The organism is Agrobacterium vacciniicorymbosi (assembly GCF_040427045.1).
GTDB lineage: Bacteria > Pseudomonadota > Alphaproteobacteria > Rhizobiales > Rhizobiaceae > Agrobacterium.
The window spans coordinates 201060-222440 of record NZ_JBETMF010000003.1; the positions used below are offsets into that span (position 1 = coordinate 201060).

The 21381-nt window shown below is 57.5% G+C and carries 17 protein-coding genes; 5 read left to right on the plus strand and 12 right to left on the minus strand.

The annotated features are described in order from the left end of the window. Nucleotides 1–70 precede the first annotated feature (70 nt). The 5 genes from ABUK73_RS06875 to bcsN all read right to left on the minus strand — a co-directional run bounded on the left by ABUK73_RS06875 (nucleotide 71) and on the right by bcsN (nucleotide 9004). Complete coding sequence (locus ABUK73_RS06875; protein WP_353576752.1) at nucleotides 71–2347, minus strand: cellulose synthase; 2277 nt, start codon at nucleotides 2345–2347, stop codon at nucleotides 71–73. Then, nucleotides 2347–3393 carry a glycosyl hydrolase family 8 gene (locus ABUK73_RS06880; protein ID WP_353576630.1) on the minus strand — a complete coding sequence of 349 codons (1047 nt, stop codon included), beginning with the start codon at nucleotides 3391–3393 and terminating at the stop codon, nucleotides 2347–2349. Before ABUK73_RS06880 ends, ABUK73_RS06875 begins: the two co-directional genes overlap by 1 nt. Beyond that, complete coding sequence (locus ABUK73_RS06885) at nucleotides 3390–5804, minus strand: cellulose biosynthesis cyclic di-GMP-binding regulatory protein BcsB (protein WP_353576631.1); 2415 nt, start codon at nucleotides 5802–5804, stop codon at nucleotides 3390–3392. The genes ABUK73_RS06880 and ABUK73_RS06885 overlap by 4 nt, the downstream gene beginning before the upstream one ends. Continuing rightward, entirely contained in the window at nucleotides 5801–7996 is a 2196-nt protein-coding gene (gene bcsA, locus ABUK73_RS06890; RefSeq protein ID WP_353576632.1) for a UDP-forming cellulose synthase catalytic subunit, read from the minus strand. The genes ABUK73_RS06885 and bcsA overlap by 4 nt, the downstream gene beginning before the upstream one ends. 114 nt (nucleotides 7997–8110) lie before the next feature. Further along, the gene (gene bcsN / locus ABUK73_RS06895; RefSeq protein WP_353576633.1) at nucleotides 8111–9004 is read right to left on the minus strand and encodes a cellulose biosynthesis protein BcsN; all 894 of its coding nucleotides are present in this window, start codon (nucleotides 9002–9004) and stop codon (nucleotides 8111–8113) included. Nucleotides 9005–9367: 363 nt separating this feature from the next. Between bcsN and ABUK73_RS06900 the strand changes: the two genes are divergently transcribed. Beyond that, nucleotides 9368–10540, plus strand: a complete 1173-nt coding sequence (locus ABUK73_RS06900) for an AGE family epimerase/isomerase (protein WP_353576634.1) — start codon at nucleotides 9368–9370, stop codon at nucleotides 10538–10540. A 60-nt stretch (nucleotides 10541–10600) separates the two neighbouring features. Here ABUK73_RS06900 and ABUK73_RS06905 read toward each other — a convergent pair whose 3' ends face one another. The 5 genes from ABUK73_RS06905 to ABUK73_RS06925 form a co-directional block, all read right to left on the minus strand. After that, nucleotides 10601–12604 (minus strand): aldo/keto reductase, encoded by a 2004-nt coding sequence (locus ABUK73_RS06905; protein WP_353576635.1) that lies wholly within the window; start codon nucleotides 12602–12604, stop codon nucleotides 10601–10603. A gap of 31 nt (nucleotides 12605–12635) precedes the next feature. Beyond that, nucleotides 12636–13721, minus strand: coding sequence for an ABC transporter ATP-binding protein (locus ABUK73_RS06910; RefSeq protein ID WP_353576636.1), 1086 nt, complete (start codon nucleotides 13719–13721; stop codon nucleotides 12636–12638). Nucleotides 13722–13736: 15 nt separating this feature from the next. Further along, nucleotides 13737–14573, minus strand: coding sequence for a carbohydrate ABC transporter permease (locus tag ABUK73_RS06915; protein ID WP_113089029.1), 837 nt, complete (start codon nucleotides 14571–14573; stop codon nucleotides 13737–13739). Further along, on the minus strand, nucleotides 14570–15430 hold the full coding sequence (locus tag ABUK73_RS06920) for a carbohydrate ABC transporter permease (RefSeq protein ID WP_353576637.1): 861 nt from the start codon (nucleotides 15428–15430) through the stop codon (nucleotides 14570–14572). The genes ABUK73_RS06915 and ABUK73_RS06920 overlap by 4 nt, the downstream gene beginning before the upstream one ends. A 77-nt stretch (nucleotides 15431–15507) precedes the next feature. After that, on the minus strand, nucleotides 15508–16782 hold the full coding sequence (locus ABUK73_RS06925) for an ABC transporter substrate-binding protein (RefSeq protein ID WP_353576638.1): 1275 nt from the start codon (nucleotides 16780–16782) through the stop codon (nucleotides 15508–15510). 84 nt (nucleotides 16783–16866) lie between these two features. On the opposite strand from ABUK73_RS06925, the gene ABUK73_RS06930 reads away from it, so the two are divergent. From ABUK73_RS06930 to recX, 4 genes are all read left to right on the plus strand, one after another. After that, entirely contained in the window at nucleotides 16867–17763 is an 897-nt protein-coding gene (locus tag ABUK73_RS06930; protein WP_353576639.1) for a helix-turn-helix domain-containing protein, read from the plus strand. A 195-nt stretch (nucleotides 17764–17958) separates the two neighbouring features. After that, nucleotides 17959–18189, plus strand: coding sequence for a helix-turn-helix domain-containing protein (locus ABUK73_RS06935; protein ID WP_113089026.1), 231 nt, complete (start codon nucleotides 17959–17961; stop codon nucleotides 18187–18189). 221 nt (nucleotides 18190–18410) lie between these two features. Further along, nucleotides 18411–19634 (plus strand): adenylate/guanylate cyclase domain-containing protein, encoded by a 1224-nt coding sequence (locus ABUK73_RS06940; RefSeq protein ID WP_353576640.1) that lies wholly within the window; start codon nucleotides 18411–18413, stop codon nucleotides 19632–19634. A gap of 85 nt (nucleotides 19635–19719) precedes the next feature. Further along, nucleotides 19720–20271 carry a recombination regulator RecX gene (gene recX, locus ABUK73_RS06945; RefSeq protein WP_353576641.1) on the plus strand — a complete coding sequence of 184 codons (552 nt, stop codon included), beginning with the start codon at nucleotides 19720–19722 and terminating at the stop codon, nucleotides 20269–20271. Nucleotides 20272–20274: 3 nt separating this feature from the next. Here the strand turns inward: recX and ABUK73_RS06950 are convergent, their stop codons facing one another. Both ABUK73_RS06950 and ABUK73_RS06955 read right to left on the minus strand, forming a co-directional pair. After that, nucleotides 20275–20667 carry a c-type cytochrome gene (locus ABUK73_RS06950; RefSeq protein ID WP_454892333.1) on the minus strand — a complete coding sequence of 131 codons (393 nt, stop codon included), beginning with the start codon at nucleotides 20665–20667 and terminating at the stop codon, nucleotides 20275–20277. 91 nt (nucleotides 20668–20758) lie between these two features. After that, complete coding sequence (locus tag ABUK73_RS06955; protein WP_113089022.1) at nucleotides 20759–21292, minus strand: DUF992 domain-containing protein; 534 nt, start codon at nucleotides 21290–21292, stop codon at nucleotides 20759–20761. Nucleotides 21293–21381 lie beyond the last annotated feature (89 nt).

Below are 21381 nucleotides of genomic sequence, written 5' to 3' on the forward strand. Positions count from 1 at the left end.
CACATATAACCCGCCACATGAACTTTCAATGAATTCCATGAAAACTGTCTGGAAATAACGCTAAGGTGTGTTAACCGCCGCGCGGACCCTTGCTGGGGCGCGCATCCAATGCCGCAGCCAATCCTCTGACGGCGTCTCTATGGCCCGTGGATGCCGGTCCTTCGAAAACCTGCACGGCTTCGGCATAACGATTGAGATTCAGGTACGCGTAACCGCGGATCACCATCAGATCATTACGTTCTGTGGCGAAACGAGCGCGTTGATCGAGCAGGATGAGCGCCTTTTCATATTGGCCGTTGTTGTATGCGGCTAGTGCGCGATCAGTAAGGATCGCGATCTGAAGCTCTGTCGCCTTGGTCTTGTCCATGCCGGATTTGGTGGCGGAAACGGCGGCATTATCCGTCAGACCCATGCGTAGATAGGCGAGGCTTTGACCATAGGCGGCGTCACTTCTGACCGTCGATTGGCCGGTTTTCAGCGCGGCACCGAAAGCCTTCAACGCTTCCGCGGGACGGTTGGCGTCCATCAGGCACCAGCCCTGCTGCAAGGCTTGCTGCGGCGGAAGGCCATCCGGGTTGAAGGTCGCAGCGCAACCGGTTGATTTGCGCGCGGCTTGGCTCTGTGCCACAACGACACGCCCCTGCCGTGGCACGGCGGCATTGGGGTTCTGCTGATACACGACATTGGTGGGCTGTGCCTGGGCAGCATGCTGCTGTAACGGAGCCCGGCCCGGTTGGCTGCTGCCCACGCGTTGCGAAGCAGTAGGCTCTGGTCTTCCGACAGCAAGAATGCGTTCCGACTGCGCACCCCATTCCTGCTGGAGGCGGCGGACCTCCGCGACATTGTTCAAGTCCTGATAGGACAAGGCCAAACCATAGGCCGAAGCCTCATCATCGGCCTTCCAGCCGAGAGCAGTGGTGAACCATTGCACAGCCAGTTGCGGCTGCAAAAATGCGCGCGAATACCAGCCAAATTCCTGTGCGGTTGCCGCATCCTTCTGGGCAACGGTTTCATCAGCAATTCGCTTCAGAACCTCCGGCTCCAGAGCGACGGGGGGCTCTAGCGCGAGAAGATTGGCCGTTGCGGCAAGATAGGTTTTACGCGCATCGTCAGACGAATCGCGCCATTCATACATGGCGTCTTCGGCTTCGCGCGGCTCATCGCGGGCAATCAGTGCGAGGGCGAAGCCTTGAGATGCAGATGCGGAATCCTCGGCCTGTTTGGCCTGCTGGAACCATTTTTCCGCATCCTGATTTTTTTCGCGGCGAAGATTGTACCAGCCCAGCAACAGCGCATCACTGGCCAGCTTGCTGGTTTCGGCAGCCCGCTCCAGCCGGGACAGATATGCGGGAGGAACGGTGACGTCCTTGTTCTCACCGGCATTGGCCACGAATTGACGAGCAAGATCGTCCTTGATCGGCTCGAACTCCAGTTGCCCGTCCGCACCCGGTCTTTCCCTTGCCAGAAGGTCGCTCATCATCGCCATCGGCAAGAGAGCAGATGCTTTCTGAACAGTCGCGAGACGTTCGCTCGGACCATCGCAATTGCCGAGAATGTAATTATAGGCGTCACGCCCGCGCTCGGGCTTATCAATGCGGACGAAGGCTTCCGCCAGGCGCCACAGCACATCCACCTCGCCGCAGGTCAGCAGTCCGGGGTTGGCTGCCGCCGTCTCGACCACCGCGTTGTATTGCTTGAGATCGGACGAGTTGACCAGCCTTTGCCGTGCCTCGGCCAGCGTCAGCATATCCGTGAGATTGGTGGGTGGCTGCCAGTTGGCATCTGCAGCCCGCCTGTCGGCGATGGCCTTTCGCACCTCGGCATAGCGACCATTGGCGTAAAGCTGCCACATGGTTTCCAGCTGCGGATCGCCCTGCTCCGGAACAGCCATCGGATCTGCGGGAGGCGTCCATTGCGGATAGAGCGCTCTCAACCGGGCAATTTCTGCCTGAAGCCTGACTGTATCGCCCTGGCTTGCGAAGTATCGCAGCGCGCTTTCATCCACCACGGGAGGCTGGGTTGCTGCTGGCGGCGTTGGCGTTTGACTGGGCGGGGCCCGACGGGGTGCCTGCGCCAGTGTCGTATCTTGCGAACTGCCCAAAGCAGGCACGGTGACCGGCGGGGTTGAACCCTCCGTTTGCGCCACGCGGCTTGTCGCCAGCGGTGCCTTGGCATTGCCTGTCATCGGAAGCTGCCCGGCAGGCGAGCGTCCGCCAAGCTCGCCAGCCTCTATCGAACCTGTCGTGTGAAGACGCGAAACCCTACCCAACAGCTCATCGCGCCACTGGTATGCGGTAACACCACACAGAGCCAATATCGCGGCTGATATGTAAAGCGGCTTTCCGATCACAAGCACTCCTGATGCTGAGTCGCGAATGACAAAGCCAAGAGATGCAACGTAGATGGATAATAAAGTGTTGACGTGAAGCGACGAAGATCATCTGGAATGGGTATTTTATGGGTTACGCAGGCCAAAAGCGCTGGAATGATCCGATATCCCGCATCCGACAACACATCCTTCGTCGCTCCCGTGCGCAGATCGAAGGTTGCCATATTGCCGCCGTCGATCACCGTTCCCGCCCCCAACCGTTCCAGAAGCTTCGCATCTCCCAATCCTGCGCGTGCCAGATAAAGCGGTATTCTGACCGAGTTATATCCGAATTCCTGCGGAAAACCGTCGGCTGGCCTTGGCTTGGCTTTCACGGAAACCCAATCTGCCGGAAGCTTCCTCGGGCCGAAGGAATAGGCCGCGATTTGGGCGACGCCGTCCTTGGTCAGAGCAGCCCAGAGCGGCGACGGGACAAGCTCGTTCAAAACGGGGAAGGCTTCGAAAATAAAATAGGATGGGTTTACGACCGGGCCATCGGGCCGGTCAGCTTCCGCAAAACCGGCTGTACCCGGCAGGAGAAGCGTGCGCACTCCCCGCTGGACGACCGTTTTGGCAAGCACGGTGCGTGCTATTGAGCGGGCAGTGTCGGCGTAATCCGGCTTACCCCATTGCTTGGCTGCGAGCGCCAAGGCGTAGGCAATCAGAATGTCGCCATCCGTCGCATTGTTGATGTCAGAAATATGCGGGTCCGTTTGCGGGTCCCATTTCCATGCGGCCAGCCCATCATCCCGAACGAGCAGTTCCGTTTTCGTGAAAGACCAGATCAGTTCGAAATCCGCTGGCGCGTCGGCCAGCACGGCAAGCCACATGCCGTAGCCCTGCCCTTCGCTGTGGCTGATATTGTTATTTGCTGTGTCAACGATGCGCCCGGCAGGGTCGAGAAATGCAGCCTTATAGGTCGTCCAGTCGGCTTCCGTTACCGAGGCGGCTGTTGCGCTGATTGGAAAAAGCATCATCGCCATCATCACCAGGGCTTTGAACGGAAGGCCGAAGACGTGTTTCATTTGTAACGCCCCATGCCCCGTAGCATCAGGAAGGTGACACAACCCAGCAGCGTTAGAAAACCAATGAAAACAAGGGAATAGGATAGCGTGTTGCTGGACAGCCAGTTCGCCGCGATCAATCTCCAGTTCGAGAAGGTGAAAGGCCGGGTAACGATGAAGCTCGGTTGCTCGGCAGCGACCGTGTCCACCTTGTCGGCGGTCGCATCATAGGTCGCAACACGCCCGGCCATCGTATTCCAGCGTTTCTGTTCGGCCATTGCCGCCATGCCGGTGCGCAAATCCGCCGAGGTCGGAGCCGTCGCCATGGTCCAAACGCCTTGGCCCCCCGGGCTCATACCCTGCGCCAGCATGAAGGAGACATTGCCCGGTGGTGTGTAAATCTGCTCGGCACCGGGAAGGAAGCGCAGCGTATCGGAGCTGATGTCGAAATTGCGTTTCATCCATTCCTCGAAAGAGGAAATCTGCCCCTGCCAGACGCCGCCATCCACGCGCTCGCGCCAGTCATCGAAAAGCTGGTCCGTCTGCGCGGGCTGAACCGCACTTGCGCTTTCCTTCCAGGCGACCTGGCTTGCAGGAGCCAGGTCGAGTTGGTTGACCAAGGCCTGCGGCATCTGTGCCAGCGTGCCGAAGAACAGCGCGTTTCTCTCGCCCACGGCAGCGGGCGTTGCAACGAGTTCGACAGGGACCGGATGCCCCCCGGCAAGCGCCAGTCGGCTCAAAAGCGTGGCGGCTGCGGACATGGTGTCCGTATCCACCCGCTCCAGCCACACGGCCACGGGCTGATCGCTTGCGCGGTAGGGCTGACCAACGCCATTGGTGGCGGCAAGATCGGGCGCACGACCGATCATCGCGTAATTGGGAATGTGCAGTTCCGTGGTGTCGAACAACGCAAAACGCGGCGTCTGGTTTGCAGCCGCCCCCGGCAAACAGGCAGTGTCCGCATCCGTCATCAACACGGCTTCGATTGCAATCGTGTTCACTCCCGGTACGAAGTGGCGAAGGGTAACATTGATGGGCAGGTGACGGAAAATGCCGCCGCCCCGGTTGGAAATCGGCACGGTCGAGGCGATGTTGCCGTTGACATAGATGTCGATATGGCTACCCGGCAGGATTTCGTTGGAATAGGCAGCGTCCAGCAGCAAGGTCGCTTCGCCGTAGGCGGCAGCGTAGAAATCCGCAGGTGCGCCAATGGTGAAATCGGTCCGGAAACGTCTGCCGGAAAATTCGGTACTTTTTACCCCAAGAGCAGAGAGCGAAATGCGGCGGTCGGACATGACCAGCGGCGCGTCCGGCGTATGCCATGCCTTGGTTGACAGCGTAGTGCGGGAGCCGCCCGCCGGGCGCTCCACGGATGCGGTTAGCTGGTCGATGGCAAGCTGCATGGTCTGCGGCGTCGGGCCGCTGACGATCAGCGCCGAAATGCCGTTGACGATGTTGCTCTCAAACCCCGCATAGGGACCGGCCAAGGCTTCCGGCGGCACCGACTGCGTGGCGGCGGCGATTTCGCGCGACGTTCCGGCAAGAACGGTCAGGGTTCCGGCTTTGCGTTCCGTTGGCAGGCGCGTCGTAAAGGTCACCTGTTGGTTCGGCATCTGCGTGCGAAGGGCTAGTGCTTGAGCAAGCTTGAGAAGCGGCTGTGCGGAGACCGGATTGGCGAGCCCCGGGGCCACGATATTGATTGCCGTCAAACCGGCGAGATCCGCACCGGTCGCCTGAATATCGTCAATCGTGCTGAACCGGCTGCCGACATCGGCATTGAACGCGATATAGGTACTGGCGGGGCTGACATCGGTCCAGAGATCATAGGTCGACTGGATGGTGCAATCCGTGCGGTGGCGCTGCTGTACGCCGAGCGAAATGGCATTCGCACCCGCTTGCAGCGCGCCCGGCGGAATCGTCATTGACACATTGCCCTCACCATCCGGCGAAGACACGCTTTTACGCTCCAGTGGCACATTGTTGACGGAGACTTCCAGATTGGAGCTTTCAGGTGCAACAACGATTGCGTTCTGATAGCCGACGTTTAGGGAAACGGCGGCCTTCGCCTGCTCCGGCGTCAGATAAAGCGTCCACTGCCGTTGGTCTATTTCTCCGGCAAGGCTGAGGTCTGGAAAAGGCAGAATATACCGACGCCTGTCATCCGGGCTGCTGGGCGCTGTGGCGGTTGCCGCCCTTGCTGGCTGAACAGCAGAAGGTGCAGCAACGCTCGGAATTGGTCTGGGCGCGGCAGGCGCAGCGGGAGCGACTGGGGCCGGTGTTTGTACCTGCGGTACTGGTGCAACGGGCGCGGGCCGCGCTGGTGCGGGCGGTGTTGCCGGTTTTTCCGGCGACATATCGAAGGGCGCTGACTGCGCAAACACCAGCGTTGAAATGGAGGCCAGACATGCGGTGAGAAGAAGCGACTTTCTCATGGTTTCGCGGTTCCCAAGGCGGGTTTTGTCTGCCGTTCCGGCTTGAGCGAGCGGAAGAAATAATAAAGCCCGCGCTGCGTCTGGAAGATCGCTATGGCCATGAATGTGATGGTGCCCTTGATCAGGCCGGGATTTTTTCTGCGAACACGCTGGATTTCGCTCCACTGTTCGGAGCTGGCAAAAATCAAATCCGCAATCAGCCGGTGGTCCACCGCCTGCTGGGGTGAGAATGTGCTGCCCACGGAAATGAAGCCATCCTTCTTGACCGAGCGGACGATGTTGATACCCATCGTCTCCGGTACGCCCTCACTATAAGGTTTGACGCGAATGGTGGCTGTGGTGCCCTTTTCGACATTCACCAGACCCGGCTCGAAAATGTGGATGAGCATGCCGTGAACGGAAACGTTTTCCACCGTCGCCGGCAACCACGCCTCGCTATCGCCAATCTGCAATTCGCACCGGCGTTTGACGGTGACACGGCGTGAAGCGGATTTTTCTTCGCGTTCCGAGACAACCCCGAGCGCACAGCCCGCAAAGATGATGTTGAGCAGGTTCCAGCCACCCACGACCAGCGTCACGTCTGCCTTATAGGGCTCGGCATAAATTCGGTAGATCGCGAAAATCATGGCGATGACCAGCACGCCGAAAATCACAAAGAAGGGTCGGCTGATTTCGGAAAGCCGCGCCTCGCTGATGGACTCATCCTTGGCCGTAACCTTGAAGGTTGGTTTCGAGGGATTGAAAATCACCGAAACGACGGCAGGCAGAAGGTGCACCGTCTGCACATATTCATAAAGCTCGGAAATCCATGGCCATCGGAAACTGCCATAGAGAAAATTCTGCATCATGAGGTTAACCAGCATGTATGCAGCCGTATAGGCCAGAAACTCACCGCCTGACGCGACGAAAATCTGAAGATCGAAAAACAAGTAGAAGAGCGGCGCAAACAGGAAGATGGTGCGCGGAAACGGGAAGAGCCAGAACAGCGTCGAAGACATGTAGCAAAGGCGCTGGGTGAACGAGAGGCCACGGCGGAAAAGCGGCTGTCGGAAGATCAGAATTTGCATCATGCCCTGTGCCCAGCGGCTGCGCTGGCCAATAAAGCTGGCAAAGGTGGCGGGCTGAAGCCCGGCAATCAGAGGCTTATCCACATAAAGGCTGTGCCAGCCGCGCGAATGCAGGGCAAGTGCCGTTTCGCAATCTTCAGTAATGCTGACGCCGCTGAAACCATCCGTTTCTTTCAGTGCAGTTCGGCGCAACACGGCAGCGGAGCCGCAGAAAAACGCGCCGTTCCATTTGTCGAGACCGCGCTGAATGATGCCGTAGAACATCTCGTTCTCACTCGGCATGATTTCGAAAGTGCGCAGATTTCGCTCGATGGGATCGGGATTGAGGAAGAAGTGCGGGGTCTGAACGAGGAACAGCCTTTCGTCCTCATCGAAATAGCCCACGGTTTCCAGAAGAAAGTCGCGCGCAGGCGCGTGGTCCGCATCGAATACGGTGATGAGTTCGCCGGTCGAATGCTCCAGCCCGTTATTGAGATTACCGGCCTTGGCGTGGACATTGCGCTCGCGCGTGAGGTAGTTAACGCCCAGATCTGCGCAGAGCTTTTTCAGCTCCTCATGTCGCCGGGCGGCAGCTTGCGCGTCGGGAACGTTGGAGGCGTTTCGCTTCTGCACCGTGCCGCCATCATCCAGCAGCCAGACAGTAAATTTGTCGGCGGGGTAGTCGATGTTCTTCGCCGCCGACAGCGTGTTGGCCAGGAGTGTGGCGTCTTCATTATAGGTCGGCACGAATATATCGACCGTCGGCACGTAGCCCGGCGACCCCGGTCTCGTCTTTCTCGATGGCAGCGGCATGGACACGATGACAAGGCTTAGCGCCAGCATCAGCACGCTATACATTTCCGCGAGATAAAGCAGAAAACCGGGAATGAAGTTTTCCGGCTGGTTGATGGGCGGCAGGGTGCTGGTCGTGCGCCAATAGACATAGCGCAGCACGATGGCAGTGCCGAAGCCAAGGCCGATCAGCCGCCATGCGCCCTTGCCGTTCAGCGATTTGATGGTGGCGAGCAGAAACAGCGAGATCGCGGTGGCGATGAGGTGCGTCTGCAAGCTGACCGGTAGCGTGACGATCACCAGAACGCAGACCGAGACGAGCATCCAGACGATGACGGAGATGGCCTTGCTCATCTGCAAACCCTTGCTTTCAAATCAACCGGAGGACACTTGCCTCGAGATCAGGAATGACAGTCTTTCGACCATAACGACGCGGCACGCTCTATACGCAAGACAATACTAAATTGGTTAATTGCATCTTTGCGAACCCTCTCCCGATGAGGCGCAATCGGGTGATGGGATGACCACACGTCTCGTTTCTGCACGGGCACCCGGTTTCGGCACATCTGCCGGGCGCGCGATGGTGGGAGATGCAACCGTTGGCGAAGGGATCACGACACGCGCTGGCGCGGGATTGGTGATCGGCTGCGGCTCTGGCGGCAGTTGCGATTGGGGCTGCGCCACGACCTGACGCATAACGGGGCGGCTGGTCTGCTGAACCGGCGGTCGAGATGGCGTCTGTATTCCCGGCTGCATGGGAAACTCGTTTGCCGTTACAGGATAGATCGGATTGCCGGAACGGCCCATACCCTCAGCTGGCTTCTGGGCGTTGCCGTAGGGGTTCCAGCCTTCTGCATCATAGCTGCCGGTAATCGTATAATTATACATCACAGTCAGCAGATCGCGCGCCGTTACCCCGGATTGGCAAAGCCGAAGCGTGACGTTGATGCGACCGAGATTTTTGAAACCCTGCCGCATGTCTACGGGCGAGCGAATGTGCTGCCACGCATAGATGCAGGTATCATCACCCGAGCCTCTGCCTGATGCGTAGGAAAATGCGCCATAGGCATTTTGCAGATATTCAGCCGAGGTCGCGAGGCTTGCACCCGGGACTGCGGCGCGAATTTCACGGGATATGGACGAGGCGCGCAGGCTGCCGCTGGACAAACCATCCTTGCTGGTATCTTCGGCGCGCTGCGGACCAAACAGTTCGATCTTCAGATAATTCTGGCCGGGCGTTCTCGCATCCGAGCGCAAAATCACGTCCTGCTGAACGGCATTGGAGAATGTACGATTGATGACGCTAATGATTTCAGGACCACCGGGCGGCGGGAAAATCAGTGCTTCTTCAGGCGGCAGCATTTTAGGCGCGCCGGAAGGCCTGATGCCCCCTGGGTTGTTGCAGCCAGAAAGCACCACGGCGATACTCGGCAATAGAACAAAAGCAGCGTTTTTTATCGCCGCTGCACCCGCCACATTACCAATGCTGGCAAGGTCGCGCGCATAACGAATCACATATGACCAGACCATGGCTATGAAATACGTGAGGCCACTGATTTATCAATATCATATTTCGCTCACACGTTATGTAATCCGCCATAACCAAACACGCCGTCATGACGTTAATTGGAACTTTGCGTGCGTCAGGGAATTGCCATTGATGCAGTTTTAATGAACCAGACGTAGAAAGCAGGCAGCAACAGGATGGATATGGCAGATCAACCGATGAGCGCAACGAGCCAACTTTCTGACGAAGTGAAGAGATTACGCCGCTGGCTGGATGAAGATGCCCTGCCCATGTGGTGGGAGGTCGGCGCCGCCAAACCCGATGGCGGTTTTTACGAGCGCATTGGCCAGAACGCGAAACCGATGCTGGGCGATAACCGCCGTTCCCGCGTGCAGCCACGACAAGCCTATTGTTATGCGGCGGCTGGCCAGAAGGGTTGGAACGGCGAGTGGCAAAAGGCCGTCAACCACGGCCTGACATGGTTCGACAAGGTTTATCGTCTGGACAACGGTCTTTACGGTAATCTGGCCGATGCCTCCGGCAAGCTGACCGATCCGACATTCGATTTCTACAATCAGGCCTTTGCCCTGTTTGCCGCCGCGCAGACGGCGATGGTTTTTCCCGAGCGCCGGGATGAGATGCGCGAGCGTGCACTTTCCATCCTCGCGGTTTTGCAACAGGACTATGCCCATCCGGTCGCTGGTTTTGAAGAAGCAAACCCGCCAATCGAGCCGCTGTGCTCCAACCCGCATATGCATTTTTTCGAAGCCATGCTGGCTTGGGAAAAAGTCGATCCTGATGGGCCTTGGTACCAGTTGACGGATGACGTTGCCCATCTTGCCATGGACAAGTTCATCGACGCCCAATCCGGTGGGCTGCGTGAGTTTTTCGACCACGACTGGAACCCGATGCCCGGCGACAAGGGCCGGATCATGGAGCCCGGCCATCAGTTTGAATGGGCTTGGCTGCTCACACGCTGGGGCAGTTTACGTGACGATAAAGGCGCGATTGCCAAGGCCAAGCGGCTGTTCGAAATCGGTGAAAAATACGGGATTTGCCCGCGCCGCAAAGTCGCGATCATGAGCCTCTACGATGACTTCACCACCCATGATCCGCTGGCACGCCTATGGCCGCAGACGGAGTGGCTGAAAGCCGCCGTGCGGCTAGCCTCAGTTTCTCATGGTGAAGAGCGCTATCGCTACCTGACATCAGCCGTACGCGCCATCGGCGCCGTGCAACCATTTCTCGATACGCCGATTGCCGGTCTGTGGTTCGATAAATGGCCCGTGGATGCACCGATGATTGATGAGCCCGCACCTGCTAGCACGTTTTATCATATCGTCTGCGCGATCTATGAAGCGGAAGATGTGCTGAAACAGAGCTTGCAGTGAGATCAAGGCTTTAAGGGTACCCTCGGGTTTTCCCCGAGGGTCTCTTCATATTTTTGGCGGCTATGCCTCCAGCCAACGTACCTGTTCCGGCGTCAGCTTGATATCGAGCGCTGAAAGGCTGTCTTCCAGTTCCGCAACGGTGCGTGGGCCGATGAGCGGAATGACCGGGAAGGGCTGGGCCACGACATAGGCCAGAGCAATGTGGATCGGGCTTCGGCCCAGTTCCTTTGCCAGCTGAATTGCACGGTCCCGTCGCTCGAAGTTGCGATCCGAATACCAGACGCGTACGATCTCCTCGTCATCCAGCTTGTCACGTCCGGCTTTCTCGGTGAAGAAACCGCGCCCCTGGCTCGACCATGCGAAATTGGGGATCTGCCGTTCCCGCTGCCATTCCTTCCAGCCATCATCTGAAGCGGCAACGCAGCCTGTCCAGATGGGGACCAGCATTTCCGCCAGCGAGAAATTGTTGGAAAGAGCAGCAGGCGCCGTCTTGCCATTTTTCAGCGCATAAGCGTTGGCTTCGTCCATGCGCTCGCGTGTCCAGTTGGAGCCGCCGAAAATGCCGCGAATGCGACCGCGTTTTACCTCGGCATCCATGGCGTCCACGAACTCGCCGACCGGAACCTCCGTATTGTCACGGTGCATGCAGTAGACATCGACGTAATCGGTTTTCATGCGCTCAAGCGATTGGTCGAGCTGCTTGCCGATCATATCCGGATAGCAAAGTGGCGAATGCGCGCCCTTCCCGATCAGCACGATATCCTCGCGTGGCACGTTGCGGCTGGTGTGCCAGTCTCCGAAAATGCTCTCGGTCTTGCCGCTGCCATAGATATAGGCCGTATCGAAAAGATTGCCGCCAGCCTCGTAGAAATTGTCGAGTGTGAGCGAAGCGGATGCGAAATTCGGGAAGAATTCGAAACCCAGCGCTGCGACCGATACCGGCTTGGAAAGACCGGGGATATTGCGTTTGGGCACGGCATTACCCGCAACAACTTTCCCACCGATGATATTCGAAACGCGCTTGGCAGCGGTTTCCACGCCATATTCCAGACCCACCGACGCGCGCCACAGATCCATAACCTGCAGATTGCCGAGGCTGTCTGCCCAACTCATGCCGGGATAGGCAAACTCGGGCGATCCGGCACGAATGGCCTCACCTGCCGCATCGACCTCAAAGGCGTAAAGCCAGCCGTCTTCGCGCACCTCGACAGTCTGTCTATCATCACCCTTGATGATCTCAATCTTGCCGACACCGCCCTTGTGGCCGGAGGCGAACCAGAAGTTTTCGACTTCGATGCGTCCTTGCGAGCCGATGATGCGAAGCACATTGTCCTGTTGCGCCATGATGGAGCATGAAACTTCGGCAATGATATCATTCGGGAATTTCAAAACGGCAGACGCCCATTCATCCACGCCGGATTGCCCCAGATGGGCAACGCCGGAGATTTTTTCCGGCTCCAGAACCGACGTGCCTGAGGCCGCGCCAGCAATCAGACGCGCCATGGAAACGGGATACCCGCCGACATCGAGAATACCGCCACCAGCAGCATCATTGGCAAACAGCCGATGCTCCGGCTTGAAGCCACCCATGTTGAAACCGAAGCTGGTGCGGATGATGCGGACGTCACCAATCGTGCCGTTCCTCACCAGTTCGATGATCTTCGCCGTCTGCGGATGCAGGCGGTACATATAGGCCTCACCGGCAAACACACCGGCCTTCTTCGCTTCATGAAAAATCACATCCGCATCATAGGCGGACAGCGCGATTGGCTTTTCGACCAGCACATGTTTACCCGCACGCACGGCCTTGATGGCCCATTCCGCATGGCCCGTATGCGGCGTTGCGATGTAGATGGCATCGACTTCAGCATCTCTCAGCAAAGCTTCATACCCATGCACGATGCGTGCGCCCGGAAAGGCCTCCGCCAAGCCGGGCTTCTCCGGGTTGCGGGTGGCGATGGCCACGAGCTTTCCCGTTTTGGAGTGGGCAACGCCATCGGCGAAGGTGCGGGCGATGGTTCCGGGGCCGATGATGCCCCAACGAATGGGTTGAACGTCAGTCATGTGTTTCCTCATTTCTGTCTTGGGAAAATGGTCAGCGCAGGCGGGCACCGGCACTGTCAAAAACAAAAGTTTTGCTGGCGAAAATCGAGACCGTCAGCTGTTGCTGGTCGCTGGAGTGCCGCGATTCCGGGCGCTCGATGATGAGCGGGATATCTCCGGTCATACGCGCATAGACATAGCTCGTATTGCCGAGATGCTCGGCCACATCGATCTCGACGGTCAGATCGGCGTCGCCGATGCCGACATCACCGAAATGCTCGGGCCGAACACCAAGGGCGACCTCGCTGCCCACCGCCACCGCCGAATGGATCGGCAGCGTCAGCGTCACGCCGGGATCGTCCGTCACCTGAACCACCACCCCATCCGCTGTCTGACCTACGACCTTGCCGGGCAGGAAATTCATCTTCGGGGAGCCGACGAAACCAGCCACGAAACGATTGGCGGGGTCGTCGTAAAGATCGAGCGGCGCACCGACCTGCTCGATGCTGCCCGCCCGCAGAACCACGATCTTGTCGGCCAGCGTCATGGCCTCGGTCTGGTCATGGGTGACATAGATCATGGTTGTGCCAAGCTGCTTGTGAAGTCTGGAAATCTCCACCCGCATCTGCACGCGCAGCTCCGCATCGAGGTTTGAAAGCGGTTCATCGAATAGAAAGACCCGTGGTTGACGGACGATGGCACGGCCAATGGCGACGCGTTGCCGTTGGCCGCCCGAAAGCTGCTTTGGCCGACGCTGCATCAGCTCATTGATCTGCAGGATATCGGCAGCGCGACGGACGCGCTGTTCCGTGTCAGCCTTTGGATTGCCGTTCATCCGCAGCCCGAAAGACAGGTTCTCTTCCACGGTCATATGCGGATAAAGCGCATAGGACTGAAACACCATGGCGATGCCGCGATCCATCGGCTCGGCATCGTTGACCACAGTGCCACCAATGCTTATTTCCCCGCCGGAAATGTCCTCCAGCCCGGCAATCATGCGCAGAAGAGTAGACTTGCCGCAGCCGGAGGGGCCGACGAAGACGACGAATTCGCCATCGGCAATCTCCAGATCGGCACCGTGGATGACCTCAAGAGCTCCGTAACGTTTGATGACATTTTTCAGTGACAGTTCCGCCATGCGGTTCCTCCCGGATTACTTGACGGCACCGGCAGAAATGCCGGCGATGAAATGGCGCTGCAACAGCACGAAGACGACGAGGATGGGCGCGGTCAAAAGCATGGCACCGGCCATGATGCCGCCCCAGGAAACCTTGGTGAGGCCGATCAGCGTTCCCAGCGCGACCGGAGCCGTCATCATACCCGGCCGCGAATTGATGAGCAGCGGCCAGAGATAATTGTTCCACGAGGCGAGGAAGAGTATGATCGACAATGCCGCCATGGTTGGCCGTGCCAGCGGCAAGGCGATGCGCAGGAAAATCTGCCATTCCTTGACGCCTTCGACCCTTGCGGCATCGAAAAGCTCCCCCGGCATCATGGAAAAGGATTGCCGCATGAACAGCACGCCGAGCGAGTTGAACAGCGGCGGCACGATCAGCGCGACCCAGGTGTTTGCCAGCTTGAACTCCCGCGCCACCATGATGAACTGCGGAATGACGACCACGGCATAGGGCAGTGTGATCGTGCCCAGAATGATGGCGACCACTACCGAGCGCCCGGCAAAACGGTAACGGGCCAGCGCCCAGCCCGCCATGGATGTCAACATGACTGACAGCACCGTGTAGATAACCGCCACACCGATGGAGATGGACATGGCGCGCAGGAAATCCGTATCCGCCTGAAGGTTTCGGAAGTTCTCCAAAAAATGCGTCGAGGGCAGCAGCACGATTTCCGGGCTGAAGATGCCGTAATCCGGCATGGTGGAGAACACGAACATCACCCAGATTGGAAACAGCCAGATGATGGCAAGCGGCGTGAGTGCGGCGTGGAGAGCGATTTTCTGCCAGAGCAGCGATCTCGACTTGGACTTCATTTCGCGTCCCTCCCAACCCATAGCTGAAACAACGAAATCACGATGGCGAGGGCCGCAATCGTATAGGCAATGGCCGAGGCATAGCCGAAGTTAAGCGACGTAAAGCCCTGACGATAAAGGAAAATACCCAGCGTCTCCGTCGCGCCGCCGGGACCGCCGCGGTTGGTGATGAGGAAGGGTTCGGTAAACAGCTGCATGGTGCCGATGACCGACAGCACGACGCAAAACATGATGATGGGCTTGAGAAGCGGCAGCGTGATATGAAGAAATTGCTGGCGCTTGCTGACATTATCCAGACGCGCGGCCTCATAGACATCGCCGGGAATGGACTGAAGACCGGCCAGAATGATGATGGCATTATAACCCGCCCAACGCCATGTGACGGCGATGATGATGAGTGCCATGGCAGCGGTGGAATTGTCGAACCAAGCAACGGGCGCAAGACCAACGGATGTGATGAGTTTATTGATAATGCCGAAATCGGCGCTGAACATCAGGCGAAACACGGCAGCATAGGCCACCTCACCCACAACAACGGGCGCGAAGAAGGCGAAACGGTAAAGCGGGCGTGCCTTGAGAAGCGGCGAATTGAGCAACACCGCCATCATCGTTGCCAGCGCAATCATGACAGGCACCTGCACGACCAGAATGATCAGCGTGTTCTGCAAGGCGTTGTAGAAGGCTGGGTCCGCAATAAGGCGACCCCAGTTCATCGACGGCGCAAAACGCCAGGGGTTGATGCGCGTGTTCTGGAACGACAGCAGAAAAGAATTGATGATCGGCCACAGCCAGAAGGTGGCGAAGATCAAGAGATAGGGGGCAAGAAACGCATATGCGACCCTGTTGCGCAACGGCATATCGACCTCACAAAGCCAGAAGAGAGTTTAGCCGGACGCTTCCCCGCGGAAGCGTCCGGCAACGGTCGGCCTGGGAGCTATTGCGCAACCGGAATGCCGGTTGCAGTCTCGATCTGCTTGGCAGCGTCATCGAGCGCCGTCTTGGCGTCCGGGAAACCACCGCTCAGATATTTGGTCTGGGTGGCACGGTAGATACCTTCGGCATCGGACTGGAATGCCGTGCCACGGCTTGGCACGATTTTCGGCAAGGTGGCCAATATGTCAGACCAGACGGCCTGACCGCCCCAAAAGGGTTGCGGCTGTTTGACGAAGGGGTCTTTGTCGGACGAAAGGAGCGATGGGACCAGACCGAAGGATTTCAGCATCGTAACCTGCCCCTCATTGGTCAGAAGGGCGTAATCAATGAATTTCCAAGCCTCTTCTTTATGTTGCGAGGCCGAGCTGACTGCAAGGGACGAGCCACCAAGATTAGCCGCATGCGGACCATCGGCCGTAAGGCTCGGCATGGCGTAGACACCCCACTTTCCGGCCAAGTCGGGGGCATTTGAGCGAATGCTTCCCTCGTACCAGCCACCATACATTTGCGTTGCCGCCTTGCCGCCGACACTAGACTGGATTTTTTCATCCCAGATCGCAGCAGTGATAATGCCTGCGTCCTTCATCTGCTTGAGCTTCTCAAGCGTTGCCACGCAAGCCGGTTGGTTGATGGTGATGCTCTGTCCATCGGTCGAAAAGTAACCGCATCCCTGTTCATTGGCGATCATGCGGAACCACTCGCTGTCGCCGTTGAAGTCCGCCTGTGTCATCACTGTGCCGGGATTGGCCTCCATGACCTTTTTACCCGCAGCGATGAAATCATCCCACGTCTTGATCGCGGCGGGATCGACGCCAGCCTTTTCATAAAAATCGCGTCTGTAGAACATCGCAACCGGGCCGGAATCCCACGGCACCGCGTAGGCCATGCCATCGACCTCAAGTTCGGTTCGCTTGAACTCCGGGAAAAGCGCCTGCTTTTCAGCTGTATAACCGAGTGCAGTCACATCCGTAAAGCAATCTGGAAAGCGCGACCAGAACACCTCTGCCTCGAAGTTTTCCACAGTGACAATGTCCGGAAGACCTTCTCCACCGGCTGCGCAGGCGGCGAGCGACTTGTCGTAAACCTGGTTATTTCCAAGATCCTGAACATCGACCTTGATATCGGGATATTTCTTGTTGAAACCTTCCAGCGTGGATTTCAACGCCGATGCCGCAACGTTCCAGCTCCAGATTGTGATGGTGGTGGATTGTGCGGCGGCGGGTGCAGCAGCGAGCAGCGCAAGCGACACTGATGCGCCGATAAATTTAAAGCCCATTGAAAACCTCCCTTTTCAATTGCCGTCCTCCAACGACACGGGCAGATTAGCGGCGGGATAATATCTGTCTCGTAGAAAGGGAACATGGATTTGGCGGAAAGTAAGATCAGGGAGAGAGCGGTCTATCATCCCGGTGCCAGCAGCATTGAAGGAACCCCGACCAAGCTGCAGTTTTTCCGCACCCATCCCCCCGTCATGCTTATGCCCCACTGGCACGCCCAGATCGAGATCAATTACATCATGCAAGGCAGTGTCCATTACCGCATGGGCGACCATTCCCTGCGTGTCGAGGCCGGGCAGATGTGCCTGTTCTGGGGCGGGCAGGCCCACCAGATGGACGAATCCTCCGAGGATTCTTTCTACGCCGGAGCCCACCTTCCGTTGCTTCACTTCTTTCGCATGCGGCTGCCCGTTGCCGTTTCCACCAAGCTGATGGGCGGCGCGACCATGCTGACCTCGGTAACGGACCCCTCCGACGACGAGAATTTTTCCCGCTGGTTCCGCTATGCCAATTCTGATGATCCGCTGAAAGCCGACAATGCGGTGGAAGAACTGCTGTTGCGGGTAGAGCGAATGTTCATGGAACCCTACACGGTCGTTTCGCCCGCCTCGCAAGAAGGTAAGGTCATCGATGCGGAGGGCTCGCCGTCATTAAGCGTCGTGCGGATGTGCGATTTTGTAGCCGCGAACTTTCTTGAGGATATCGATGCGACGGATATCGCACGCTCGGCAGGCCTTCACCCCAAATATGCAATGAACCTGTTTCGCAAATCGACCGGCATGACTTTGATCAAGTATCTGACGCTCCTGCGTCTTTCCCGCGCGCAGGCGATGTTGATCAATGATAACGACAATATTCTGCAAGTCGCCATGGAAAGCGGCTTCGGTTCTGTCAGCGCGTTCAACAAGGCTTTTCGGCAGGTTGCGGGCATGTCACCATCCGACTTTCGCCGGGACATGCGCTCCAACAATATGGTTTAAAAACAGCGCGATACGCATAGATGAACAGACGTTCAGAATTCTTACTAAAATTTAACTATTGCTAGCGCGGCAAAGATGGCTATTTTCCTGCTGCGCTGCACCATATCCCCTCTCCTTATGCAGCGCGGTCGCATTAAATGCCGGGAACTCCGATGGACACCGGTTCCATTCAATGTCCATTCTAGGGAGATTATAATGACAATATCTGTTTCACATCCTCATTCCAGCGATCAGACACACGCACCATTTGCCGAAAAAATTGCGGCAACCAGAAACAGCGCCGGTTACACGGTCGAGCAGCTGGCCATCACCTGTGGCCTGACCGTGCAGGAAATCGTCGCCCTCGAAAACGGCTTGGACAACAATCCGTCGCATATCCAACGGGTCGCAGCGGCTTTGCAGATTCCGCTTGCCAGCATCGTTTGATGCATTGACCCTGCCCTTGACCTAAGAGGGCTTTTCCTCGCCCGTCGCTCCGGAGATGTCGTTGTTCTCCAGGACGGGCGAGAAAATCGCACAGATCGACGCGCGTTTTTTCGCGCCCCCTTAAAAACCGCTTTCCGGCATACCACATGCAGGTCTGATCACCCGATGTAACATTTTGGTGATGCGCATTCCTATTCCATGACCTGACATGTGAGACTGAAATGACAGACGCAAACCTCGCTGGCCTGTCCCACGCTCCTGCACCGAAGCCATTCTGGCCATCGCAGCCCTATGAGATATTGAACTGGCTGGTGCTTGAAACGAGCAACCAGCGCTTCATCGACAATCTCTTCGTGGAGCTTTGCCAGCGGCTGAATGCTGCGGGTGTTGCCGTCGCCCGCGCATCGCTGAACTTTTTCGTGCAGCATCCACAATGGCGCGGCGCGCGTATGTTGTGGTCCAAGGGTAGCTTGGAAGCGGAATTTACGACCTATGCCTATGGCATGGAAGACTCGGAGGAATTTCGCAACAGCCCGATCTACGCAATACAGTCCGGAGCCGAAGAAATCCGTTACCGGCTGGACATTCCACCAACCGGACCGGAATATTCTATCTATGCCGAGCTGCGCGCAGAAGGGCTGACGGAATATTGCGCATGGCCGCTAAACCATACGTTCGACAAGCGCCATGTCGTGACCTTCTCCAGCGACAGGCCGGGCGGGTTTACGGATGCAGAAATAGACATGCTCCGCAGCCTTGTTCCGGCCATCGCACTGGTATCAGAAATTCGTCTCAAGAACCGCATGGCGCGAACATTGCTGGAGACCTATGTCGGCCCCCATGCCAGCCAGGCGATTCTGGATGGCGCGACGCGACGCGGCAGCGGCGCCACCGTCGGTGCCGCAATCCTTATCTGTGACCTCCGCGATTTCACCCATATTTCCGACCTATGGCCACGCGACGACGTCATCGAACTGCTCAACGGCTATTTCGATGCGATGTCGGAACCCATCGAAAAATTTGGCGGTGAAATTCTGAAATTCATGGGAGATGGCTTGCTCGCCATTTTCCCGCTGAGCAACCCGAATGCCTGCGCAAACTTAATTTCCGCCATCGAAGAAGCACAAGTCCATCTGGAAGCCCTGAACGAAGCAAATATGAAGCGCGGCCACGAGCCGCTTGGTTACGGCATTGGCGTGCATGTGGGCGATGTCATGTATGGCAATATCGGCTCGAAAAGCCGGCTGGATTTCACCGTCATCGGCCCTGCCGTCAACATCGCATCACGGCTGGAAAGCCTGACGAAGGACATCAAACGATCCGTGCTGATGTCGGAAACATTTGTGGACATGGCGGGAAACATCAGAGATTTCGAGAGTATCGGTGCCTATACACTGCGGGGCCTCGAAGTCCCAATCAATGTCTACGCCCTTCCAGCGACATGATGGCTTTCAAACAATTTGGGTTTAACAATCGCCGGATTTTATCCTAGACAGCTTTCATCGATATGGACGACAGGGACTGATTTCGGTGACTGATCAAACGGAAGCGCCGAGTGCTCCCACCGCCAGAATGCTGACTTGGGTGCGCAACTCCACCATCTACCGGCTGGAACGCCGGATGATGACCGAGCGGCAATTGTTCGACGCCATTGCCCGCAAGGCAAAGCAGAAATTCGAAGACATCACCGCCGAACAGATCGAAGCGCTGGCCAATGCTGCCGTCAAATTCGCCTATGACATCAAGGCGCTGGATGACGTCGCCTATGCCGAAATCGCCACCCGCTCCGCCATTCGCGGCGGTAAATCACGCAGGGCGATTGCGCAAAAACTCAGCATCAAAGGTGTCAGCAAAGACATCACCGCGCAGGCGTTGAGCGAAGCCGACGATCTCTATGCCGCTGTGATCATGGCGCGAAAACGCCGCTTCGGACCATTCCGGCGTGAAGAGGCCGACCAGAAGAGAATGCAGAAGGAAATCTCCGCATTCGCCCGAAACGGCTACAGTTTCGAGATCGCAAACCAGGTGTACCGGATGTCTCTGGATGATGCCGAAGAAATACTGGCGCAGGGATCGCCCTGACGATCACTGCGGCGGCAGAGGCACCGTTTTCAGATAAGCGATGAGATCATCGATTTCGCTGTCGCTCCAGAGACCGAAGAAGCGCATGGACGTGCCGGGAACCGTCTTTTTCGGGCTGGACAGAAAGGCATGAAGCTTCTCGTCGTTCCAGACCAGACCGCCAGCACCAGCATCCTTCATTGCCTGCGAATAATTATAATCCGCGACGGAGCCTGCCGGTCTGCCGACGACGCCCATGAGATGCGGCCCCATGCGGGTACGAGGGTTCTCGATACTGTGGCAGGCGGAACATTTGCTGAAAGCGCGCTCACCGCGCTCCGGGTCACCGTCCGCCCATAGAGTGGACATGGACAGAAGGAGACAGATGCCCGTCAGAACACCCAGCTTTCTCGTCATCTTGTTTCATCCTTTTGCCAAATAAAAACGCCCTCCCCGTCTATACGACGAGAAGGGCGCGGTGTTGATGCGTCAGATTGACGTAACGCAATTAACCGTTGATTGGGTTCAACGTGACCGATGTGCCCGTTGCAGCAAGGTTCAGACCAACCTGGCCTGTGACGCTGACAGTCTGAAGCTGGATGGAACCGGCTGTTCCGCCAACCAGAACGTTTGCGCCAACGCCGAGACCTACCGTGGCTTCAGCTGTAGCACCCTGATAGAGGCCACCGAGCGAGCCTTTATGGTAACCGGCAGTCGGAGCGAAGACGGCCCAAACTAGGCGGCCCTGCGTGGTGAAGCCGAGGTCAACGCCCATCTTGCGGATCGCACCGCTGTAATGGTCGGTGCGGCGAGCGCCCATTGTGGACTGGAATGTGCAATCAAGTTCCTTGGCAGAGCCAATAACATAACCAACGCCACCACCAACGTCGCAGGTCAGGTAACCGATCTTGACACCGTTGCGGTCATCCTGGTCCTGATATGTCGCTTCGGGATAGGTTGCGAGGTCCGCAGCGATTGCGCTTGCGGTGCCACCGAGGCCCAGCGTCATTGCGGCGAAGGTTACGGCAAAAGCTTTTTTCATTTTGTTTTCTCCTGTTTGATTCTTGACCCGCAGCAGCCCGTTTGCCCTTTTCGGATAATGAATGGCGCAGCGTTAACGTTTGTTCCTGA